The organism is Sphingomonas vulcanisoli, assembly GCF_011761305.1.
Lineage (GTDB): Bacteria > Pseudomonadota > Alphaproteobacteria > Sphingomonadales > Sphingomonadaceae > Sphingomonas_I > Sphingomonas_I vulcanisoli.
In genome coordinates this window covers 219,917-240,262 of record NZ_JAAOZC010000004.1, presented here as the reverse complement: position 1 = coordinate 240,262, position 20,346 = coordinate 219,917, and the positions used below count along the sequence as shown (strand labels likewise).

Annotated in this window: 25 protein-coding genes; 14 read left to right on the top strand and 11 right to left on the bottom strand. The window is 66.3% G+C overall.

Features of this window, described 5'->3' with window-relative positions:
• Positions 1–295 precede the first annotated feature (295 nt).
• Together FHS31_RS09980 and FHS31_RS09975 are read right to left on the bottom strand one after the other, a co-directional pair.
• Complete coding sequence (locus FHS31_RS09980) at positions 296–1,105, bottom strand: enoyl-CoA hydratase/isomerase family protein (protein WP_167073229.1); 810 nt, start codon at positions 1,103–1,105, stop codon at positions 296–298.
• Positions 1,106–1,406: 301 nt separating this feature from the next.
• Positions 1,407–2,204 (bottom strand): AraC family transcriptional regulator, encoded by a 798-nt coding sequence (locus FHS31_RS09975; RefSeq protein WP_167073228.1) that lies wholly within the window; start codon positions 2,202–2,204, stop codon positions 1,407–1,409.
• 205 nt (positions 2,205–2,409) lie between these two features.
• Between FHS31_RS09975 and FHS31_RS09970 the strand changes: the two genes are divergently transcribed.
• Positions 2,410–2,796: a VOC family protein gene (locus FHS31_RS09970; protein ID WP_167073227.1), complete on the top strand. Its 387-nt coding sequence runs from the start codon at positions 2,410–2,412 to the stop codon at positions 2,794–2,796.
• A gap of 227 nt (positions 2,797–3,023) precedes the next feature.
• Here FHS31_RS09970 and FHS31_RS09965 read toward each other — a convergent pair whose 3' ends face one another.
• The 3 genes from FHS31_RS09965 to FHS31_RS09955 all read right to left on the bottom strand — a co-directional run bounded on the left by FHS31_RS09965 (position 3,024) and on the right by FHS31_RS09955 (position 4,909).
• Positions 3,024–3,587, bottom strand: coding sequence for a fasciclin domain-containing protein (locus FHS31_RS09965; protein WP_167073226.1), 564 nt, complete (start codon positions 3,585–3,587; stop codon positions 3,024–3,026).
• 81 nt (positions 3,588–3,668) lie between these two features.
• Positions 3,669–4,352, bottom strand: a complete 684-nt coding sequence (locus FHS31_RS09960; RefSeq protein ID WP_167073225.1) for an anti-sigma factor — start codon at positions 4,350–4,352, stop codon at positions 3,669–3,671.
• Positions 4,349–4,909 (bottom strand): sigma-70 family RNA polymerase sigma factor, encoded by a 561-nt coding sequence (locus FHS31_RS09955; protein ID WP_208408650.1) that lies wholly within the window; start codon positions 4,907–4,909, stop codon positions 4,349–4,351. The genes FHS31_RS09960 and FHS31_RS09955 overlap by 4 nt, the downstream gene beginning before the upstream one ends.
• A gap of 118 nt (positions 4,910–5,027) precedes the next feature.
• Between FHS31_RS09955 and hslO the strand changes: the two genes are divergently transcribed.
• The 3 genes from hslO to queE all read left to right on the top strand — a co-directional run bounded on the left by hslO (position 5,028) and on the right by queE (position 7,534).
• Positions 5,028–5,915 carry an Hsp33 family molecular chaperone HslO gene (hslO, locus tag FHS31_RS09950; RefSeq protein WP_167073224.1) on the top strand — a complete coding sequence of 296 codons (888 nt, stop codon included), beginning with the start codon at positions 5,028–5,030 and terminating at the stop codon, positions 5,913–5,915.
• A 279-nt stretch (positions 5,916–6,194) separates the two neighbouring features.
• Complete coding sequence (gene queC / locus FHS31_RS09945; protein ID WP_167073223.1) at positions 6,195–6,887, top strand: 7-cyano-7-deazaguanine synthase QueC; 693 nt, start codon at positions 6,195–6,197, stop codon at positions 6,885–6,887.
• The gene (gene queE, locus FHS31_RS09940; protein ID WP_167073222.1) at positions 6,887–7,534 is read left to right on the top strand and encodes a 7-carboxy-7-deazaguanine synthase; all 648 of its coding nucleotides are present in this window, start codon (positions 6,887–6,889) and stop codon (positions 7,532–7,534) included. Before queC ends, queE begins: the two co-directional genes overlap by 1 nt.
• A gap of 127 nt (positions 7,535–7,661) precedes the next feature.
• Here the strand turns inward: queE and FHS31_RS09935 are convergent, their stop codons facing one another.
• The 3 genes from FHS31_RS09935 to lipB all read right to left on the bottom strand — a co-directional run bounded on the left by FHS31_RS09935 (position 7,662) and on the right by lipB (position 9,459).
• Complete coding sequence (locus tag FHS31_RS09935; protein WP_167073221.1) at positions 7,662–8,312, bottom strand: hypothetical protein; 651 nt, start codon at positions 8,310–8,312, stop codon at positions 7,662–7,664.
• Positions 8,313–8,480: 168 nt separating this feature from the next.
• A complete protein-coding gene (locus FHS31_RS09930; protein ID WP_167073220.1) occupies positions 8,481–8,699 on the bottom strand; it encodes a hypothetical protein in 219 nt (72 codons plus the stop codon).
• Positions 8,700–8,784: 85 nt separating this feature from the next.
• Positions 8,785–9,459 carry a lipoyl(octanoyl) transferase LipB gene (gene lipB, locus FHS31_RS09925; RefSeq protein ID WP_167073219.1) on the bottom strand — a complete coding sequence of 225 codons (675 nt, stop codon included), beginning with the start codon at positions 9,457–9,459 and terminating at the stop codon, positions 8,785–8,787.
• A 90-nt stretch (positions 9,460–9,549) separates the two neighbouring features.
• On the opposite strand from lipB, the gene FHS31_RS09920 reads away from it, so the two are divergent.
• Positions 9,550–10,347 (top strand): hypothetical protein, encoded by a 798-nt coding sequence (locus FHS31_RS09920; protein ID WP_167073218.1) that lies wholly within the window; start codon positions 9,550–9,552, stop codon positions 10,345–10,347.
• 23 nt (positions 10,348–10,370) lie between these two features.
• On the opposite strand, the gene FHS31_RS09915 is transcribed toward FHS31_RS09920, so the two are convergent.
• Positions 10,371–10,952 (bottom strand): GNAT family N-acetyltransferase, encoded by a 582-nt coding sequence (locus FHS31_RS09915; protein ID WP_167073217.1) that lies wholly within the window; start codon positions 10,950–10,952, stop codon positions 10,371–10,373.
• A gap of 223 nt (positions 10,953–11,175) precedes the next feature.
• Here FHS31_RS09915 and petA point away from each other — a divergent pair, with 223 nt between their 5' ends.
• From petA to FHS31_RS09890, 5 genes are all read left to right on the top strand, one after another.
• Positions 11,176–11,769, top strand: coding sequence for a ubiquinol-cytochrome c reductase iron-sulfur subunit (gene petA / locus FHS31_RS09910; protein WP_167073216.1), 594 nt, complete (start codon positions 11,176–11,178; stop codon positions 11,767–11,769).
• 11 nt (positions 11,770–11,780) lie between these two features.
• Positions 11,781–13,079 (top strand): cytochrome b, encoded by a 1,299-nt coding sequence (locus FHS31_RS09905; protein WP_167073215.1) that lies wholly within the window; start codon positions 11,781–11,783, stop codon positions 13,077–13,079.
• Positions 13,080–13,096: 17 nt separating this feature from the next.
• Positions 13,097–13,930 (top strand): cytochrome c1, encoded by an 834-nt coding sequence (locus FHS31_RS09900; RefSeq protein ID WP_167073354.1) that lies wholly within the window; start codon positions 13,097–13,099, stop codon positions 13,928–13,930.
• 50 nt (positions 13,931–13,980) lie between these two features.
• The gene (locus tag FHS31_RS09895) at positions 13,981–14,172 is read left to right on the top strand and encodes a hypothetical protein (protein ID WP_167073214.1); all 192 of its coding nucleotides are present in this window, start codon (positions 13,981–13,983) and stop codon (positions 14,170–14,172) included.
• 101 nt (positions 14,173–14,273) lie between these two features.
• Positions 14,274–14,465 carry a hypothetical protein gene (locus FHS31_RS09890; protein WP_167073213.1) on the top strand — a complete coding sequence of 64 codons (192 nt, stop codon included), beginning with the start codon at positions 14,274–14,276 and terminating at the stop codon, positions 14,463–14,465.
• A gap of 128 nt (positions 14,466–14,593) precedes the next feature.
• On the opposite strand, the gene FHS31_RS09885 is transcribed toward FHS31_RS09890, so the two are convergent.
• Positions 14,594–15,853, bottom strand: a complete 1,260-nt coding sequence (locus FHS31_RS09885; protein WP_167073212.1) for an MFS transporter — start codon at positions 15,851–15,853, stop codon at positions 14,594–14,596.
• Between the two features lie 296 nt (positions 15,854–16,149).
• On the opposite strand from FHS31_RS09885, the gene FHS31_RS09880 reads away from it, so the two are divergent.
• On the top strand, positions 16,150–16,902 hold the full coding sequence (locus tag FHS31_RS09880; RefSeq protein ID WP_167073211.1) for a CPBP family glutamic-type intramembrane protease: 753 nt from the start codon (positions 16,150–16,152) through the stop codon (positions 16,900–16,902).
• 148 nt (positions 16,903–17,050) lie between these two features.
• On the opposite strand, the gene FHS31_RS09875 is transcribed toward FHS31_RS09880, so the two are convergent.
• Positions 17,051–17,692, bottom strand: a complete 642-nt coding sequence (locus tag FHS31_RS09875; protein ID WP_167073210.1) for an alpha/beta hydrolase — start codon at positions 17,690–17,692, stop codon at positions 17,051–17,053.
• A gap of 101 nt (positions 17,693–17,793) precedes the next feature.
• Between FHS31_RS09875 and FHS31_RS09870 the strand changes: the two genes are divergently transcribed.
• Genes FHS31_RS09870 through FHS31_RS09860 form a run of 3 tightly spaced genes read left to right on the top strand, consistent with a single transcriptional unit; the run spans position 17,794 to position 20,287 of the window.
• Positions 17,794–18,843: a cysteine desulfurase family protein gene (locus tag FHS31_RS09870; protein ID WP_167073209.1), complete on the top strand. Its 1,050-nt coding sequence runs from the start codon at positions 17,794–17,796 to the stop codon at positions 18,841–18,843.
• Complete coding sequence (locus FHS31_RS09865) at positions 18,840–19,952, top strand: cysteine desulfurase family protein (RefSeq protein ID WP_167073208.1); 1,113 nt, start codon at positions 18,840–18,842, stop codon at positions 19,950–19,952. Before FHS31_RS09870 ends, FHS31_RS09865 begins: the two co-directional genes overlap by 4 nt.
• Positions 19,949–20,287, top strand: a complete 339-nt coding sequence (locus tag FHS31_RS09860; RefSeq protein ID WP_167073207.1) for a 2Fe-2S iron-sulfur cluster-binding protein — start codon at positions 19,949–19,951, stop codon at positions 20,285–20,287. Before FHS31_RS09865 ends, FHS31_RS09860 begins: the two co-directional genes overlap by 4 nt.
• Positions 20,288–20,346 lie beyond the last annotated feature (59 nt).

Here is a 20,346-nt window from a genome sequence, read left to right as displayed (position 1 = left end):
GCGACGCCAAAGTGCACTGGGTAAGCAGTGGGTCTGCCTGTTGAGGGTTCCTCTAACTGTTGGAAAATCAACAGAAGAATTCTGGAGGAGAGCAAGGCGGTCTTACCTACACACCAAAAGAGCATGTCTGCCATTCGATCCGGATCGATCCGCGAGCTTGTGCGGCCTCTCTCCCAACTTCCCATGCCTGCAACAGCCTGCGGACTGCCCGGAATCTGCTAAGGCCTTTTGCAGAAAGCCATTTTTTTACTTCCGCTGAAATGGCGCGGGTTCAGCCGCCTGGCGAATTAAAAATTTATGAGCTCCGGGGAGAGCCGCCGAACTGCGGCGATCGTTTCGCACCGAAGGCGGCTATTCCTTCCGCGAAATCGGCGCCTTGCGTCGCTTCGACGAAAGCGGCGAGGCTCTCTCGGGTCTCGACCGGCGCGGGGCCGCTGCCGACGTCGCGCAGCATCTGCTTGGTGCGCCGGATCGTGAACGGGGAGCCGCCAACAATGGCGGCAATGAGCTGCTGAAGCCGCGTTTCGAAGCGGTCTTGCGCGATTGCCTCATCCACCAGCCCGATGCGGAGCGCCTCATCGGCGCCGATCGCTTCGGCTGAGAAGATCAGCCGCTTGGCCTGCCCATTCCCGACTGCCGCGCTGAGCCGATGAAGATCGCTGCGCAGATAAAGCGCGCCGAGCTTGGCGGGCGTGATCGCGAAGACCGCATTATCGGCGGCGATGCGGAGATCGCCGGCCAGCGCCAGCGCCACTGAAGCGCCGTAGCACATCCCCTCGATTGCCATGACGACGGGCGTGCCCGCATCCTCGATCGATCGCATCGCCTCGGCCATCGCGGCGCCGAACGCCCCCGCCGCGCCGGGATCGCCCTGCAAGGCGCCGAATTCGGCAATGTCGTTGCCCGCGCCGAAATGGCCTGCGGCACCGCGCACGACGATCACCCGGGCCGTCCGGTCCTGCTCGGCGGCGCGGATCAATTCCGGTAGCGCGCGCCACGCCGCCAGCCCTAAGGCGTTGCGCTTGTCCGGCCGATCGATGGTGACGGTGGCGACCGATCCGGCGACATCGAGCCGGACACCATGGTCGATCGAAGAGAAGGTCATGCACTGTTTCCCGGGAGATATAAGCGGCTTGGGTAGCCACGGCTGCGGCGAGCGTTAGCGGAAGTCTTGCCACCGCTTAACCCGGATTTGCAGCGCTGAACGCCGGCCAACAGGCGCCCAAAATCACTTGACAAATGAGAACAAAGGTGGTACAAGTCAAATCATGTCAATGCTCTCGCTCAGCTTTGAAATGGCCCTTCGCACCGGGATTGGTCGCGGGACGCCGAGGGGCAGATGCGAGGCGGCTGTAGTGCCGCCCGGACTGGTGGCGATGCTGCTGCGCCTCTGGGCGCGGTTGTGGTCATTCGCCGCCGAAGTAGCGGCCGGGAGTGATGCCGAAGCTTTGGCGGAAGGCTGCGACGAAGGCGCTGGGGCCGGCATAGCCGGCGGCCGCCGCCGCAGCCTTGACCGGCGCGCCGGCGGCCAGTGTTTCGAGGCCGATCAGCAGCAGGCGGTGGCGGCGCCATTGGCCGATCGTCAGCCCGGTCTCGCGGGCGAAGCGGCGTTCGAGCGTGCGCAGCCCGAGACCTACTTTGCGGGCGATCGTAGCGAGATTTGGGGAAGGGAGATCGGAAGCGAGGCCGTTCCGGTTGGCGTCCTGATCCGCGATCAGCTCGACCGCGTGGCGCATCGCCTCGCTCGTCGGATGGGGGAGGGTGAAGGGCGCTACGGAGAGGGTCCGGAGTTCGGTGGCGATCAACGTAGCGAGCGCGCTTTCGGTGGCGTCGCGGCGATCCACCATGCCGATCGCGGCCACCCGGCCGATCAGCGCGGCGAGCAAGGGCGATACCGCGAGCGCCGTGCAGCGATCGGGCAATGCGGGCGTGCTTTCCGGGCGGATGTAGAGCGCGGTGAAGCGGCTTGGCGCGATGAAGCGGATGCTGTGGCGGATCTGTGCAGGCACCCAGACCGCCCAATGGGGTGGCGCGGTCCAGGCGCCGACCTCGGTGGTCACGGTCATCAGCCCGGCGCTGACCGCGATCAGCTGATGCCAATCATGGCGATGATCGACGATGCGCTCGCCGCCGCCCACATCGCCCATCGACGAGCGGAGATCGATGAAGGGCTCATCGGCGGCACTGCGACGTTTTCGCGACATCGTCTGTCAGGATAGCGGGATTGCGTCTGCTGGGCGAGAGGGCTTAGCTTCGTGCTAACGGGCACTTAGTCTCCGTTCGTGCTGAGCTTGTCGAAGTACTGTTCTTCTTCTGCTGTTAAGAAGGACGGCCCTTCGACAAGCTCAGGGCAAACGGGGGGGGGGCGGACTAGTGTCCCGAAGGGTTGATGAAGGAGGTGCCCGCCCCATGCCCAACAATCTCGCCTCCTTCGCCATCCATGTCGACGATATCGATCGCGCCCGCGCTTTCTATGAAGCGGTGTTCGGCTGGGAGTTCGAGCCGTGGGGTCCGCCCGGCTTCTATCTGATCCATACCGGCGATGAGGCTTCGCCGGGCATTCAGGGCCTGATGCATGCGCGGCAGGAGCCACTGACCGGCACCGGCTTCAAGGGCGCGGAGATCACAATTTCGGTCGATGATGTCGATGCGGTCCGCGCGGCGGTCGAGGCAAACGGCGGCACGATCACCTACGGCCCCGGCACCATTCCCACCGTCGGCACCTTGATCCGGTTCCTCGATACCGAGGGCAATGATTGCGGCGCGATGCATTATGAGACGCCGCCGCATACTTGAGTGATGACTGTAAATCCTCCCCTGGAAAGGGAGGTGGCGCGCAAAGCGCGTCGGAGGGGTGTCGCCCTTTCGATAGCGGGATACCCCTCCGTCAGCCCTGCGGGCTGCCACCTTCCCTTGCAGGGGAGAATCGGCTGGTGGCTCCGCGCAAGTCTGCACCCAAAGAAAATCCCGGCGCCAACAACCCGGCGCCGGGATTATGCTACGCTACCAATGCGGATCGGTGATCAGGGCATCAGCACCGTATCAACGACGTGGATCACGCCGTTCGATTGCATCACGTCCTTGATCGTGACCGTTGACATGCCGCCCTTGGCGTCGGTCAGGACGAGCTTGCCCATCTTCATGCTCGCGGTCAGCGGCTCGCCCTGCACGGTGGTCAGCGTCGCGGTGCCGTGTCCGGCCTTGATCGCGGCGGCGATCGTCTTCGATGTCATCGTGCCGGAGACGACGTGATAGGTCAGGATCTTGGTCAGAGTGTCCTTATTCTCGGGCTTGACCAAAGTATCGACGGTGCCGGCCGGCAGCTTGGCGAAGGCTTCGTTGGTCGGCGCGAACACGGTGAACGGGCCGGGACCGGAGAGCGTATCGACCAGGCCCGCCGCCTTGACGGCGGCGACCAACGTGGTGTGATCCTTGGAATTGACCGCATTCTCAACGATATTCTTAGTCGGATACATAGCGGCGCCGCCGACCATCGGATTGGCCGCGAGCAGCGGGGCCGACAGCGACGGCACGCCGCCCGCAATCGCGAGCGCGACGACGGCGGTACGCAGGTTGAGCTTGATCATGTTCAGCATCCTTATCTCGTGCGATCCTTCCGAGATCGCCGCTTAGCTACGGAGCCGCAGCGCCGCCGGATGCAGCAAGCCTCAACTTTTTTGCACGGTTCCGCTCAGCACCACCGGCCCGGTCGGCAAACCGGTCGGCGATCCGCCGATCGGCTCGATCGAAACCGCCAGCGTCACGCCGGGCGCGACCGCCGCGGCGGCATCGCCGCGCGACAGTTCGGTGCGCGGGGCGGTCGTATCGATCACGCCCAGCGAGCGCGGTTTCTTGTCGGCGGGGATCACCCAGAGCTCGGCGGAATGGCGGCCCGGATCGAACGCCGTCGCGGCGAAGGTGAGGCGCCGCGCGCGCGGATCGAAGCTCACCGCGACCACGCCCTTGCCCGGCGCGCCGCTCAGCATCGCGACCAACGGCGGCGCGGGCGCCAGCCGGACGGCCGGCGGCGGCGTGGCCGGGCGGCGCTCGACCGCGACCACGGTCATCACGCCGGCCAGCAGCGAAGCGGCGATCGCAACGGTGCGCCAACGCCCGGAATCGCGCCGGGGGGCGGTATCGTTGGCGGGCAGACGCGCCTCGATCGCGGCCCATATCGATGGACGCGGCGCTTCGCCCGCTCCAACCAGGGCCGCCGCATGCGCCTGCCACCGCGCCACGGCGTCCGCAAAGGGGGGATCGATGTCCGCGCGCGCCTCGGCGGCGCGGCGTTCCTCGCCCGCGATCAGCCCGAACGCCAGCTCGGCGGCGAGCAGTTCGTCCTCGTCGTTCATGCCAAGCAATCCCGGAGCTTGAGCAGGGCGCGGCGGATACGGCTCTTGAGCGTGGCGAGGGGCAGCCCGCTGCGCTCGGCGAGCTCGGGATAGGAAGCGCCATCAAAGAAAGCCGTGCGCAGGAACACAGCATCGCGCGCTTCGAGCCCACCCATGCAGCCCGCGAGGCGACGCTCGTCCTCGGCCATCTCCGCCATCGCCAGCCCGTCGGGTTTGTCGTCGTGCACGTCGGATGCTGCCTCGATCGGCGCGGCGACATGACGGCCCCCGGCGCGCAGCCGATCGATCGCGCGGTTGCGCGTCAGTGAAATCAGCCATGTCATCGCCGTGCCGCGCGCCGCATCGAATTGCGCGGCGCGCTGCCAGACCGAAAGATAGGCTTCTTGCAACGCTTCCTCCGCTTGGGTCCGGTCAGGCAAGATACGCAGGCAGACGCCGAACAGCTTCGCCGAGGTGCGGCGATACACCTCCTCGAAGGCGAGGCGATCGCCCTGCGCGACCTGCTGAAGCGCCGCGTTGAGCGAGGCGCGCGTCTCTGGCGGACCGGCTGCGATCAAGACGCTGTTCTTTCCGTGGCTGGGAACCCTGCTTCCGCCTGTAGCCGAGCGCGGTGGCAAACACACGGATGTTTCGGTCGCGCGGAGCATGGTGGAAAAAGTGCGCGGCGATGCCCAAATGACCGCCATGACCACGCCACCCCTCGATCATGTCCTCGCCTTCACGCTGCCCGATCGCCATGCGCGCGGGCGGATCGTGCGGCTGGGGCCGACGCTCGACACCATCCTTTCCGCGCACGGCTATCCGCCGGCGATCGAGCGCGTGCTGGCCGAGGCGCTGGTGCTCACCGCTTTGTTCGGCGCGACGTTGAAGGACAAGGAGGGGCAGCTGACGCTGCAGGCGCAGACCAAGGGCGGCGCGATCGATCTGCTGGTCTGCGATTATCGCGGCGGCGAGATGCGCGGCTATGTCCGCCACGATGCCGATCGGCTGGCGGAGCTGCCCGCGGAACCTTCGCTCTTCGCTTTGTTCGGTACTGGCTATCTGGCGGTCACCTTCGATCAGGCGGTTTCGGGCGAACGCTATCAGGGCATCGTGCCGCTGACGGGGGCGAGCCTGGCCGATGCGGCCGAAAGCTATTTCGCGCAGAGCGAGCAGATCCCGAGCCTCGTCCGCATCGGCGTCGGCGGCGATGTCGCCGGCGGCATCATGATCCAGCATCTGCCCGAGGGCGAGGAGGGCCGCGAGCGGCTGCACACCCGGCTCGATCATCCCGAATGGGAGCATGTCGCGGCGCTCGCCCAGACCGTGCGGCCCGCCGAGCTCGCCGATTCGGCGCTGCCGCTGGAGACCTTGCTCTGGCGGCTGTTCAATGAGGATGAGGTGCGCGTTTCGGAAGGCGTGGCGCTGTCGCGGGGCTGCCGCTGCGATCCCGATCATGTCCGCAACGTCATCGGCCAGATGCCGCTGGAAGACCGGCAGGCGATGGCCGACGAGGACGGGCTGGTGCATGTCGATTGCGCTTTCTGCGCCAGCCGCTTCACGCTGGAGGCGATGGCGGCTTAGCAAAGCCCCTCCCCTTCAGGGGAGGGGTTGGGGGTGGGGCCTCTCCGCGCGCACGGTCCCATGGTGTTGCCCGACTCCCCACCCCAACCCCTCCCCTGAAGGGGAGGGGCTCAAGCTGTTAACCGTCCATTTAGCATAGCGAGTCTATAGCCTCCTCAGCGCCTGACCCCCTCGGGCGCTGTCCTCCCTGAACCTGCAAAAGGTTCTCCTGGGCCGCTTCTCACCCGAGGAGCGGCCCATTTCTTGTGCGCTGCGGATCGCGGCCCTATCTGGCGGGCCATGGCAAATCCTTCAGAAACGAAGCGTGCGATCGTGCTGCTGTCGGGCGGGCTCGATTCGATGGTCGTCGCGGGGCTGGCGCGCGAGGCGGGGCTTTCGATCGTCGCGCTCACGATCGATTACGGCCAGCGCCACCGGATCGAGCTGGAGGCGGCGGCGCGGGTCGCGGCGCGGGTGGGGGCGGAGCGGCATATCGTCCTGCCGCTCGATCTCACGCGCTTCGGCGGATCGGCGCTGACCGCCGATATCGCGGTGCCCAAGGGCGGTGTCGAACCCGGCATTCCGGTCACGTATGTGCCGGCGCGCAACACCATTTTCCTCAGCTTGGCGCTGGCGCTGGCCGAAACCACGGCTGCGGAAAGCATCCACATCGGCGTCAACGCGCTCGATTATTCGGGCTATCCCGATTGCCGCCCGGACTTCGTCGCCGCGTTCGAAGCCTTGGCCAGGGTCGCCACCAAGGCCGGGGTCGAGGGCAAGCCGCTCAAAATCGCGACGCCATTGCTCCGCATGACCAAGGCCGAGATCGCGGGCGAAGCGGCGCGGCTGGGGATGGACGCGGGCGAAAGCTGGTCCTGCTACGATCCGATCGACGGCAAGCATTGCGGCCGGTGTGACAGCTGCCGCCTGCGGTCCAAGGGTTTTGTCGACGCGGGGCTTACCGATCCGACGCTTTATATCGGCATGATCTGATGGCGGCCTATGCGGTGAAGGAGATGTTCCTCACCCTGCAGGGCGAGGGGCTGCAAGCGGGGCGGCGCGCGGTGTTTCTCCGCTTCGCCGGCTGCAATCTCTGGTCGGGACGCGAGGCCGATCGCCACAAGGCGGATTGCCAGTTCTGCGATACCGATTTCGTCGGCACCGATGGCGACGGCGGCGGGCGGTATGCGACGGCGGAGGCGCTCGCCGATCGCGCCCTGGCGTTCTGGGGCAAATCGCTCGAACAGACCGAGGTTCGTCCGTTCACGGTCATCACCGGCGGCGAGCCGATGCTGCAGCTCGATGCCCCACTGATCGCTGCGCTCAAGGATCGCGGGTTCGAGATCGCGATCGAGACCAACGGCACCTTCGCCGTGCCCGAAACGATCGACTGGATCTGCGTCAGCCCTAAGGCGGGCACCGAGATCGTCCAGCGCGCGGGCAACGAGCTCAAGATGGTGTGGCCGCAGCCGGGGCTGGATTTTCGGGCGCTGCAGGAGTGGGGTTTCGACCATTTCCTCGTCCAGCCGATGGACGGCGTCGGCTATATCGATACGCGCGAGGCTTGCATCGCGTTCGTCATCCAGCATCCGCGCTGGCGGCTATCGGTGCAGAATCACAAGATGATCGGCCTGAGGTAAAATCCCTCTCCCATCGGGAGAGGGAAGGGGCCCGTCGCGCTAGCGATGGGAAGGGTGAGGGCAGATTCCCTAACGATAGTCCGGTCACCCTCACCCAACCCTCTCCCTTAGGGGAGAGGGCTTTCGCTTATTGCTTACACGCGATCTCGCGGCCCTTCCTGTCGGTGCAGGTCAGCGCAGGGAGGCCGGCGTCGGCGATGGGCGAGCTGCGCATGTAAAGGCCAGCGTCGGCGATCGGGATCAGGCTGTTGCGGAATTCGCGCATCCGGTTGGTCGCCAGCGCGGTCAGCTTGCCCATCGGGGTGGCCTGCGCCTCATAACCGATCTGCGCTGCCGTCTCGCAGAAGGTGAGCTGCGCGTGCAGCGTCGAGAAGCCGTTATAGGTGCGCGTGGTATATTGATCGAGCTTGGTCGACCAGGTCTTGCCGCCGGTGCGTTTGAAATAGGCCGAAAGCGTTGTGTAGGCCTTCTGCAACTCAAGTTTATGCTGGCCGAGCATGTGATTGTAATTGTCGACCGTGCGCAGGCTGGGGGCGAACTGGCATTGCAGCGCCGCGACGTTGAGCCCCGCGCGCATCGACCAGAGCAGATTGGCCTTGATCTCCAGGGGCAGGGCGCCGGGCAGGGGCGGGGAGATTCCGGGCTCGTCGCCGTTGACCGGCTGGCCCTGCAGCTTCGGCTGCTGCCAGAAGAGATAGGCGCTGGCCGGCATGGCCGCGGCCAAGGCGAAAGCGCCAGCGGCGATGGCCGCGATTGATCCACGCATACGATACCCCATTTCAGACCCTCCGTCTTGCGCCCAAGAGCATGATCGATTGCCCGCGCGCAAGGCCGACGATCAGGGCGCAAGCGCCAGAACGCGCGCCGCAACCGCCAAAGCGAAAAAAAGGGGAGCCGCCCGGCATGCCGGACGACCCCCCTTCTAGATATCAGTCGCCGAGGCGAATTACATCGCGTTGGACGAATTGCTGCCCATCATGCTGTTGTCGCTGTTCTCGGTGGCGGACGTGTCATTCATGGTGCCCTCGGTGGGCGCCATCGCGTTCATGTCCGTCATCGTGGTGTTCTCGGTGACGTTGGTATTCTCGGTCTTGCCGCATGCCGAAACGGCGAGCGCGGCGCCGGCGATCATGGCGACAGCCGTGGTCTTCTTAATGATGTTCATTTCAATCGACTCCCTAGGCGATTTGGACCGGGCTTGGCTGCCATTCCCCAAATCAGCCCCTAGCTTAGCAGAATGAGTCGCGGCCTCAAGAGTCTACCGCACTTGCAGCAAGACTTGATAGAAAATGAGGGAATTCAGCGGTTAAGGCGGCGTCGAACCGCCCGATATCGGCTTTCAGTCCCAGACTTTCGACGCTGGCGACCGGAAAATCGGGCAATCCGCAGGGTACGATCGCGCCGAAATGATGCAGCGCGGGCGCGATATTGATCGCAAAACCGTGAAACGTCACCCAGCGGCGGACGCGGATTCCGATCGCGCCGATCTTGGCTTCCTGCCCGTCCAGATCATCAACCCAGATGCCGATCCGGCCCTCGGCGGTGCGCGCTGCGATTCCGATCCTGCCGAGCGTGGCGATCAGCCAGCCCTCCAAGGCTTCGACGAAGCGGCGCACGTCACGCCCGCGCTGTTCGAGATCGAGCAGCACATAGCCGACGCGCTGGCCCGGGCCATGATAGGTGTGGCGGCCGCCGCGTCCGCTCTTGAAAACCGGAAAAAGATCGGGCGCGATCAGCTCCTCGGGCGGGGCCGAGGTGCCGGCGGTGATCAGCGGCGGATGCTCCACCAGCCAGATCAGCTCGGGAGCGGTGCCCTCGCGGATCGCGGCGGCGCGCGCCTCCATCGCCGCGACCGCGGCTTCATAATCGGTGAGACCGGGGCTCACGCGCCATTCGACCGTGGACATATCGGGTGCGGAGGCCATGATCGATCCTCTGGGGATCGCATGGCGGCCTTGCAAGCGCGCGCATCTGCCTTCAGGTGGAAAGCGTTACGCTTCGAGGGAGTTTCAGGTTTGTCAGCTGCGCGCAAAATATCGATCGAGCGCGCGCTCCGTTCGGTGCAGGGCTTCGCGCGGAGCGAATGGCGGCTGGCGCTGCCGGTGGCGCTGGCTTTCCTCGGAATGCCGCAGCTCGTCGTCGGCCTTTTCCTGGCCGGGCGCTTTGCGACAATGCCGCAGACGATGGCCGATCTGCAGCATTTCAGCATGGACCTGCCCTGGTGGTGGACGCCGATACTGATCGTCATGCTGCTCGTCTCGGCGATCGGCGGGCTGGCGCTGATCGCGCTCGCGCTGGTGCCGCGGATCAGCGTGCGCGAGGCATTGGTACTCGCTTTCCGCCGGTTTCCCCTATGGCTGGCGGCGATCGCGATCCTGCTGGCGGCGGTTTTCGTGGCGTTGCTATTAGTGATGATCGTCATCGGGCTGGCGCATGGCGGCGAGGCGCTGGCGGTGGCCTTCACCTTCCTGGCGATGCTGGCGGGAATGCTGTTCGCGGCGCTGCTGCTGCCGGTGATCATCGATCGCCGGCTGTCGCCGGTCGCACTGCTGCGCGAAGGCGCGCATCTCTATCGCCATGGCTGGGGACGGATCAGCGCGGGATTGCTGCTCTACCTCTGCATATCGTGGATCGTGATGATGGCGCTGCAGGTTTCGATCGGATCGGTGGTGCTGTTGGTCGGGCGGTTGGCGGGGGCGCCCGATATCGGCGGGATGATCGCCGCGGTACTCGCCAGCCTGATCTCGGCGATCGCCTGGGCGGGCTTTGCGCTGCTGGTGGCTGGGATTTATCGGCAGGTGGCCGCCCCATAATTCTCCCCTTGCAGGGGGAGGATTTACAAAAGCGGCACTTGCGGGGCGCAGTCCTCGGGCAGCACGCCAAGTTTGCGCGGATCGGCGAAGCGTTCGATGGCGCGGGCGAAGGGCATGAAGCCGGCGCGCTGGTAGGCCGCGAGCGCCGCCGGATGATCCAGCGTGCAGGTGTGGACCCAGACGCGCGTCACCTCCTTGCGCCACGCCCGCGCGATCGCCTCGGCCAGTAGCCAGCGTCCGTGCCCCTGCCCCGCCAGTTCGGGGACGAGGCCGACGAAGGCGAGTTCGCACTGGCCGCTGGTCCGAAAATCCAGCTCCAGCAGCCCGACCTCGGCCCCCGCAGCATCGGCCGCCGCATACACTTCGACCGCCGAATCAGCGATGATCGCCGACAGCGCCGCATCCTCGAGCAGCAGCCGTGAGAACCACAGCCAGCGCGCCCCGACGCGCGAGAACAGGGTGCGATAGGCGGCCACGCCCGGCGCGGGCCAGCGGATCAGGCGCAGCGGCGACGCGGGCAGCGGCGCGGGGCGGGGCCGTTCGCGCATCTCCAGCGAGGTGACGACCGCGGCCAACTCACCCGCGATCACGGGCTCCAAGCTCATGCGTGCGGACCAGGCGCGGGCTTGCGGTTTTGGCCGTCGATTTCGATCATGCCGCGCCGCTTGCCCGTGGCGTCCCGCCTCCGCAAGCGCCGTTCGCCGCGATTTGATCGCGATTTGCCCCGAAAAGCCTGTTGGCAAACGGGTGATAGCCCGTCTACAGGCCTAGCCACGGGACGCCCGATCCAAGGGCGCCGAGGGGCAAGAGGCAAGGGTCCATACGCGCATGGCGATTACTCACACCGCCGACGATCCCAATCAGCGGCCGCCGGTGATCGGCGAAGCGAAAGAAGGAGGGGCAGGTCCCCGTCGGCGCGATTTCCTCAATATCGCAGCGGTCAGCTTCGCCGGCATCGGCGCGGTTGCGGTGGTGATTCCGCTGGTCAATCAGATGAACCCCAGCGCGGACGTGCTCGCGCTCGCGGCGATCGAGGTCGATATTTCGGCGATCGCATCGGGTCAGGCGATCAAGACGATCTGGCGCAAGCAGCCCATCTTCATCCGCAACCTGACGCCCAAGGAAATCGCCGAGGCCGATGCGGTGCCCGTCTCCAGCCTGCGCGATCCCGCGACGCTGGCGCAGCGCACCAAGGAAGGCCACAAGAACTGGCTGATCACGCTCGGCGTCTGCACCCATCTCGGCTGCGTGCCGCTGGGCGCTGGCGAGGGCGAGACCAAGGGTGAATTCGGCGGCTATTTCTGCCCGTGCCACGGATCGCAATACGATACCGCCGCGCGCATCCGCAAAGGCCCGGCGCCGAAGAATTTGCAGGTTCCTGATTACAGCTTCAAATCCCCCACCGTTGTTCAGATCGGCTGAGGTCAAATAGAATGAGCTTTCCCTGGGCTGAGCATTATGAGCCAAAGCACGCGCTGACGAAGTGGATCGACAGCCGCTTGCCGCTGCCGCGTCTCGTCTACAATGCGGTGGGCGCGGGCTATCCCGTGCCGCGCAACCTCAATTATTTCTGGAATTTCGGCGTCCTCGCCGGCGTCGCGCTGACGATCCAGATCATCACCGGCATCGTGCTGGCGATGCATTATGTCGCCGGCACCGATCAGGCGTTCAACAGCGTCGAAGGCATCATGCGCGATGTCAATCAGGGCTGGATGCTGCGCTACGCCCATATGAACGGCGCCAGCTTCTTCTTCATCGTCGTCTACATCCACATCTTCCGCGGCCTGTTTTACGGATCGTACAAGGCCCCGCGTGAGATGGTGTGGCTGCTGGGCGTGGTCATCTTCCTGCTGATGATGGCCACCGGCTTCATGGGCTATGTGCTGCCCTGGGGGCAGATGAGCTTCTGGGGCGCGCAGGTGATCACCGGCTTCTTCTCGGCGATCCCCGTGATCGGCGATCCGCTGCACACCTGGCTGCTCGGCGGCTTCGCGCCCGATCAGGCGACGCTCAACCGCTTCTTCTCGCTCCACTATCTGCTGCCCTTCGTGATCGCGGGCGTGATCGTCCTGCACATCTGGGCGCTGCACATTCCGGGCTCCAACAACCCGACGGGTGTCGAGGTCAAGGGTCCGCAGGATACGGTGCCGTTCCACCCTTATTATACGGCGAAGGACGGCTTCGGGCTCGGCGTCTTCCTGATCCTGTTCGCGATCATGACCTTCTTCTACCCGAACGCGATGGGCCACCCGGACAATTACATCCCGGCGAACCCGCTCTCGACGCCCGCGCATATCGTCCCCGAATGGTATTTCCTGCCCTTCTACGCGATCCTCAAGTCGTTCACCGTGAACTGGCTGTGGGTGCCCGCGAAGCTGTGGGGCGTGGTGGCAATGTTTGGCGCGATCGCGTTGCTGTTCTTCCTGCCGTGGCTCGATAAGTCGCCGATCCGTTCGGCCAACTATCGCCCGATGTACAAGATCGCCTTCTGGATCCTCGTCGTCGATGTGGTGATCCTGGGCTATGTCGGCCAGGCCGAGCCCAAGGAGCCGAACGTCCGCATCGGCCAGTTCGCCGCGATGTATTATTTCGCGCATTTCCTGATCATCGTGCCGATCATCAATATGTTCGAGGTGCCGAAGCCGCTGCCCAATTCGATCACCGAATCGGTGCTGCACGGGGAAGCTGCCGAGGCTGCGCCTTATGGCGTCGGCGCCGGCGCGGCACACTAAGGGGGACTGGAAAAGTGATCGTTCGTTTTTTCGCTTTCCTGGTCGGGCTGGGCTTCGTCTCCGCGCTGTTCGTCGGCTTCGTGATGCCGCGCGACAAGCAGGAGGAAAGCGCCGCCGAATATGTCCACGAACATATGACGCTGAAGCCGGTGCATTACAGCTTCTCGGGGCCGTTCGGCCGCTATGATCGGCGGCAGCTCCAGCGCGGCTTCCAGGTGTATCAGGAGGTCTGCTCGGCCTGTCACTCGATGAAGCTTGTCGCTTTCCGCGATCTGGAAGAGATCGGCTTCACCAAGCCTGAGGTGAAGGCGATCGCCAAGCAGTGGAAGGTCGAGGTGCCCTCGATCAACGACAAGACCGGCGAGGTCAGCTCGCGCAAGGCGCTGCCGAGCGATTATTTCCCTTCGCCATTCCCCAACGAGACCGCCGCGCGCGCCGCGAACAACAATGCGCTGCCGCCGGATATGTCGTTGCTCGCCAAGGCGCGTGAGGGCGGCCCGGCCTATATCTACCATCTCGTCACCGGTTATGCGACGCAGCCCGCGGGCCTGCTCGCCAAGTTCCCGGACGCCAAGACGCCTGACAGTCTCTATTACAATCCGGTGTTCGCGAACCTGAACATCGCGATGCCGCCGCCGCTGGTGGCCGACGGTCAGGTGACCTACGCCGACGGCACCAAGGCAACGGTCGACCAGATGGCGCAGGACATTTCGGCCTATCTGATGTGGGCCGCCGAGCCCAAGCTGGAAAACCGCCACCGCGCCGGCACCGCGATCGTGATCTATCTGCTGATCGCCACCGCGCTGGCCTTTGGCGCCTATCGGAACATCTGGCGCGACATGAAGCATTGAGGCTAAGGCTCTCCGCTGGTGCAGTGGAGAGCCTGGTCGCTTGAACCGCAATGATGCCCGGAACGTCACCGTTGCTGCTGTCTTTGGCGGTGCTGGCGGTCTTCGCGCTGCTGTTTGGCGGCGTGCGGCTGATCCTGCGCAAGACCGAGCGCACCAAGGGCGTGCTGATGCTGATCGCGGCATTCGTCATCCTTGCCAATCTCTGGCTCTGGTCCTGGCCCTTGCCCTCGGCGCCCCATTAGGCGCGGCGGACGCGGCGCCGCTCTGCAAGGATCTCAAAGGGCTGTTCACGCCCTGCCCAAAGGAGCTCAATCGGGAAGCGTCGAGGCGCCTTGAGGGTCGCATGCATCGTCGCACTGCCGAAAAGGCGGGAGCGGGTTCGGACCAGGCCGAGGCAGCGGCGGCTCCCGAGCCGAGGCATCATGCCGCGCCGCCGCCGTTCGTCGCCGGTGTCACGGTCTCCGATCCGGGCACGCGCTCCCGGCCCAAGTTGTGCAAGGATCTCAAGGGCCTTTTCACGCCCTGCCCGAGATAAGATCGTCCCCGGTACGGGGAGGTGGCAGGCCGCAGGCCTGACGGAGGGGGCTATCCAATAGGTGCGGCTCTTGTTGTGAGCCCCCTCCACCATGCTTTGCAGGGTCCCCCTCCCCGTGCCGGAGAGGATCAGGCGGTTGCCGGCCGCGCCACGCGCTGCAACCCGAATACCGCCACCGCCGCCATCACACCCAGCACCCCCGAGAGCAGGAACGCGGGCGCATAACTCCCCGATACCTCGCGGATCAGCCCGCCGCCGAACGCCGCCAGCGCGGCGCCGAGTTGATGGCCCACCGCCACCCAGCCGAACACGATTGGGGCCTCGTCGCGCCCGAAATGGCGGTTGGCGATCGCCACGGTCGGCGGCACGGTCGCGATCCAGTCGAGCCCGTAAAAAATCGCGAAGATCGTCAGGCTGGCCGCGCCGAAATCGAGGAAGGGCAAGGCGATCAGCGATAGCCCGCGCAGGCCATAATAGACGAACAGCAATTTGCGCGGATCGGTGCGGTCGGTCAGCCAGCCCGAGGCGGTTGTGCCGACGAGATCGAATAGCCCCATCAGCGACAGCAATCCGGCGGCGCGCACCGGCGGAATGCCGTGATCGCCGCAAAAGGCGATGAGGTGCGTGCCGACCAGCCCGTTGGTGGTCAGCCCGCAGACGAAGAAGGTGCCGAACAGCAGCCAGAACACCCGCGTCCGCGCCGCTTTGGCGAGCACTGCAAAGGCCAGCATCGGGCTCGCCGCCTTGCGCACCACGGGCTCGATCGGCGCATCCGGCGATTCGCCGAAGCGCCGCGTGCCGATGTCACCGGGATGTTCGGGCATGAAGAGCAGCGCCATCGGGATCAGCGCGGCGCAGGCGAGGCTCACCGCCAGCACCACGGGCTGCCACGCGCCTTCCCGGCTGAGCCAGGCGAGCAAGGGCAGGAAGATCAGCGAGCCCGTCGCGGTGCTGGCCGAGAGCATGCCCATCACCAGCCCCTGCCGCGTCGCGAACCAGCGATTGACCACCGCCGCGCCCATCACCGAGGCGACCGCGCCCGTGCCGACACCTGAGATCACGCCCCAGGTCAGCACATAGTGCCACGGCGTACGCATCCACAGGCTGAGGAAGGTCGCGCCGGACATCAGTGCCAGGCCCGCGATCATCGTCCGCCTGATGCCGAAGCTCTGCATCAAGGCCGCCGCGAACGGCCCGACCAGCCCATAGAGAACAATGCCGATCGCCGCCGCGGCCGAGATCGTCGCGCGATCCCAGCCGAAGGCGAGGTGCAGCGGCACCATCAGCACGCCCGGCGTCGCGCGCATCCCCGCCGAGGCGAGCAAGGCGAAAAAGGTCACGGCGACGACCGCATAGATGGCGGCGGGCGGGCGAAGGCGGAGGATCATTGCGCACCCATAACAGGAGGGCGCGGAAGGATTGGGCAAGGAAATATACGGGCGGGCATGGCGGCGCTTGTAGGATCCCCATTCAATCCTCCCCTGCAAGGGGAGGTGGCGCGCGGAGCGCGTCGGAGGGGTGTCCCGCTATCGAGAGGGTGACACCCCTCCGTCAGGCCTTCGGCCTGCCACCTCCCCTTCCAGGGGAGGATCGGCGATCCGTCCTCGTCACGGATGTTAACGCCGCCCCACTTGACCGCCGCCTCCGAAGCGGCGAGCGTTCGGCTCAATCGGGGGAGAGGATCGTGTTCGCTTACTGGAGAAGGGCCGAAGATCCGCAAGCGGGCGGCCCCGATTGGCTGGCCATTGCGATCTTCTTCGTGATCGCCTGCGCCTGGTCCTGGGCGGCGGCGCGCTGGGGTGCGGTGCGGTTGCCGGGCGGCAAGGCAGCGCCGATCATCGATGGCACCGTGCTGATCGGCTTCGGCCCGGTGATGGGGGCGCTGATCGCCGATGTACTGCGGCCGATGCAGCGCGCGGGTCGCGCCGGTTTTCTCGGCAAATCCCGGCTTTGGGCTTTGGTCGCGCTGGCGGCGCCACCGGCCTGCCTCGCCGCCACCGGCATCGGCGTCTTCCATGTCAATCCGCACCTCGACGCCTTCACGATCGGGCTGAGCATGATCGTCTATTGCATCGGCGAGGAGCTCGGCTGGCGCGAATGGCTGTACAATGCGCTCGGCGGCATCGCGCTATGGCGCGGGGCGCTCGTCACCTGGCTATTGTGTTTCGCCTGGCACTGGACCTTCCTGTGGCCGAGCCTGATCGTGCCGAGCGCGGCCGCGATCTTCGCGGGCGTGCTGCTGGTCGGAAGCTTCGCGCTGGCCGCGGCGACGCGGCGGACGCGCAGCTCCGCGATCGCGGCGGGCTGGCATACGGCCGCCAAGGCGCTGGGATCGCCCGCGCAGATTCCGATGATCATCTTGCTCTTGCTCGCCACCTGGCTGGCGGGTGATTGGGGCGTGCCGCGCGCGCTTCGCTTCGGCCGCAAGGGCGAGTAGACCGGTTTGATGTCCAAATCCTCCCCTGCAAGGGGAGGGGGACCGTTCGCGCAGCGAATGGTGGAGGGGTATCGCGCCCTCGTGAGGGCGACACCCCTCCGTCATCGCTGCGCGATGCCACCTCCCCTTCCAGGGGAGGATTTTGCGATCAGCCCTTCAGGCGCATGTCCAGATAGGCATCCACCGACTTCATCAGATCGGGCATCTCATGCTGGAAGAAGTGGTTGGCCTTGGGAATCGTATCGTGGTGGATGGTGATGTGCCGCTGGGTGCGGAGCTTATCGACCAGCTTCTGCGTCGCCGCCGGGGTCGCCACCTCATCAGCCTCGCCCTGGATGATGATGCCCGAGGAAGGGCAGGGCGCGAGGAAGGTGAAATCGTAGAGGTTGGCGGGCGGGGCGATCGAAATGAAGCCCTTGATTTCCGGGCGGCGCATCAACAGCTGCATGCCGATCCAGGCGCCGAACGAGAAGCCCGCGATCCAGGTGGTCTGCGCCTCGGGATGGAAGCTCTGCACCCAATCGAGCGCGGATGCGGCATCGGACAATTCGCCGATGCCGTTATCGAACACGCCCTGGCTCTTGCCGACGCCGCGGAAATTGAAGCGCAGCGTGGCGAAGCCGCGGCGCACGAAGGTCTGGTAGAGCGCCTGCACGATGGCGTTGTTCATCGTGCCCCCCGCCTGCGGATGCGGGTGGAGAATCATGGCGACGGGCGCGCGCGGGCGCGGACCCGGATTGAAGCGGCCTTCGAGACGGCCTTCGGGGCCGGGAAAAATGACTTCGGGCAAAGGGCGGGATCCTGCGCGTAAAAAAGGGGGCCGCTAGGGTGGCGGCGATCGTGGGCCTATATAGAAAGGGGTGCCGCTGGCGCAATCTTTTGGAAGGCAGCTTGAACGACCGCATCACCCTCGATCATGCCGCGACGACGGTGATCCGGCCCGAGGCGGCGGCGGCGATGGCCGAGGGCATGGCGCGCTGGGCCAATCCCTCCTCGCAACATGCCGAGGGCCGCGCGGCGCGGGCGGCGCTGGAGGGTGCACGCGATCGCATCAAGGCGGCGCTGGGCTGGACGGGCGAGCTGCTCTTCACCAGCGGCGCAACCGAGGCGGCAGCGATCGCTTTGGGGCGGGCGAAGCGGCCGGTGGCGATTTCGGCGGTGGAGCATGCGGCGGTGGTAGGCGCGGCGCCCGGCGCGGCGGTGTTGCCGGTTGGCGCGGATGGCCTGGTCGATGCCGAGATGCCCGAGGATGCGCTGGTCGCAATTCAGCAGGTCAATTCGGAGACCGGGGTGATCCAGCCGCTCGATGCGCTGGCGGAGCGGATCAAGACCAAGGGTGGCCTGCTGTTCGCCGATTGCGCGCAGGGCGCGGCCAAGCTGCCGCTGCCGCCCGCCGACATGATCGCCGTCTCGGCGCACAAGTTCGGCGGCCCGCCGGGGATCGGGGCGCTGCTCGCCCGCGACCTCGGCGCGCTGACGCCGGTGGGGCAGGGGCAGGAGCAGGGCTATCGGCCGGGGACGGAGAATCTGCCGGGCGCCCTCGGCTTTGCGGCGGCGCTGGATGCGGGCGAGCCTTGGCTGGACGCGGTGGCGGCGTGGCGCGAGGAACTGGATGCGGCGGTGCGCGCGGCGGGAGGTGTGGTGATCTGCGATGCCTCGCCGCGGCTCGCCACGATTGCTTCCTACCGCATGCCGGGGGTGAGCGCGGCGGCGCAGCTGATGCGCTTTGATCTCGGCGGCTTCGCGGTTTCGGCGGGGAGCGCCTGTTCCTCGGGCAGCCTCAAGCGCAGCCCGGTGCTCGCCGCGATCGGGCTGGTGCCCGAGGCCGCCGATCAGGTGATCCGCGTCAGTTTGGGCTGGACGACGACCGCGGAAGACGTGCGCGCCTTCGCCGATGCCTGGGCCGCGCTTGCCCATGAAGCCCGGGCGCGCGCGGCATGATCTACCTCGATTATCAGGCGACCACGCCGCTCGCGCCGGAGGCCAAGGCGGCGATGCTGCCGTGGCTGGATCAGTGCGGCAATCCCCACTCCCCACATCGGCCGGGGCGCGAGGCCAAGGCGGCGGTGGAGCTGGCGCGCAATCAGATCGCGGCGCCGTTCGGCCCCGGAGGACGGCTGTTTTTCACCGGCGGCGCGACCGAAGCGGTCAATTGGGCGATCAAGGGGGTGATGGCCGGTGCGCCGCCCGACCGCCGGAAGCTGGTGACGATCGCCACCGAGCATGCCTGCGTGCTGGACAGCGCCGCGGCGATGGCCGCGCAGGGCTATGAGGTCGTTATCCTGCCGGTCGAAAGCGACGGGATCGTGCGTCTCGAAGACGCGCGCCGCGCTATCGACGATCGCACCGCGCTGGTCGTCGCGATGCAGGTCAATAACGAGATCGGCGTGCTCCAGCCGGTGGAATTGCTGGGCGAGCTGGCCCAACACCATGGCGCGGTGATGCTCTGCGATGCCGTACAGGGCTATGGCCGGATCGCGCCGCCCGCCAACTGCGATCTGATCGCGCTCTCGGCGCACAAGATCCACGGCCCGAAGGGGATCGGCGCGCTGTGGGTGCGCGATGGCCTCGCGCCGGCGCCGTTACTCCACGGTGGCGGGCAGGAGGGCGGGCTGCGCTCCGGCACCTTGTCCCCAATGCTATGCGCCGGGTTCGGTGCGGCGGCGGCGCTGGCCGCGGTACGGATCGATGACGATTGGCGGCACGTCCTAGCCCTGGCGGACCACGCACGGGCGGGCTTCCGCGACGCAGGCTGGCACGTCAATGGATCGCGATCCCGCCGCTATCCCGGCAATCTCAATCTGCGCCGGGACGGGCTGGATAGCGCGCGGCTGATTTCCGAACTGCGCGACATCGCTTTTTCGGCGGGTTCGGCCTGCGCCAGCGGATCGGGACGGCCGAGCCACGTGCTGCGCGCGATCGGGCTGAGCGATACGGAAGCGCGCGCCTCGATCCGATTGGGATTTGGGCGCTATACGACGATGGACGAGATCGAAGAGGCGGTCGCGCGGATCAACGCGGCGGCGGCGGCACAGCGGGAGTGGGCATGACGATCAGGGTGCGCTTCGTCTCCGCCGATGGCGGCGAGGTTCGGGAAGCCAATGCGGAAGAGGGCGCGCGGCTGCTGGAAGTGGCACAGGCGGCGGCCCAGCCGCTGGAAGGGACGTGCGAGGGGCAGATGGCCTGCTCCACCTGCCATATCATCGTCGATCCGGAATGGTTCGCCAAGTTGCCGCGCGCCAGCGAAGAAGAGGATGACCTGCTCGATCTCGCCACCGGCGTATCGCGCACCAGCCGGCTAGCGTGTCAGATCCATCTGACCACCGCGCTGGACGGGTTGACTGTCAGGATGCCGGGGGAAAGCCGGGATATGCGGGGGCGTTAGCAAATCTCAATTTCGTTCGTCCCGAGCGAAGTCGAGGGACGTGCCAAGGGCGGCGAGGC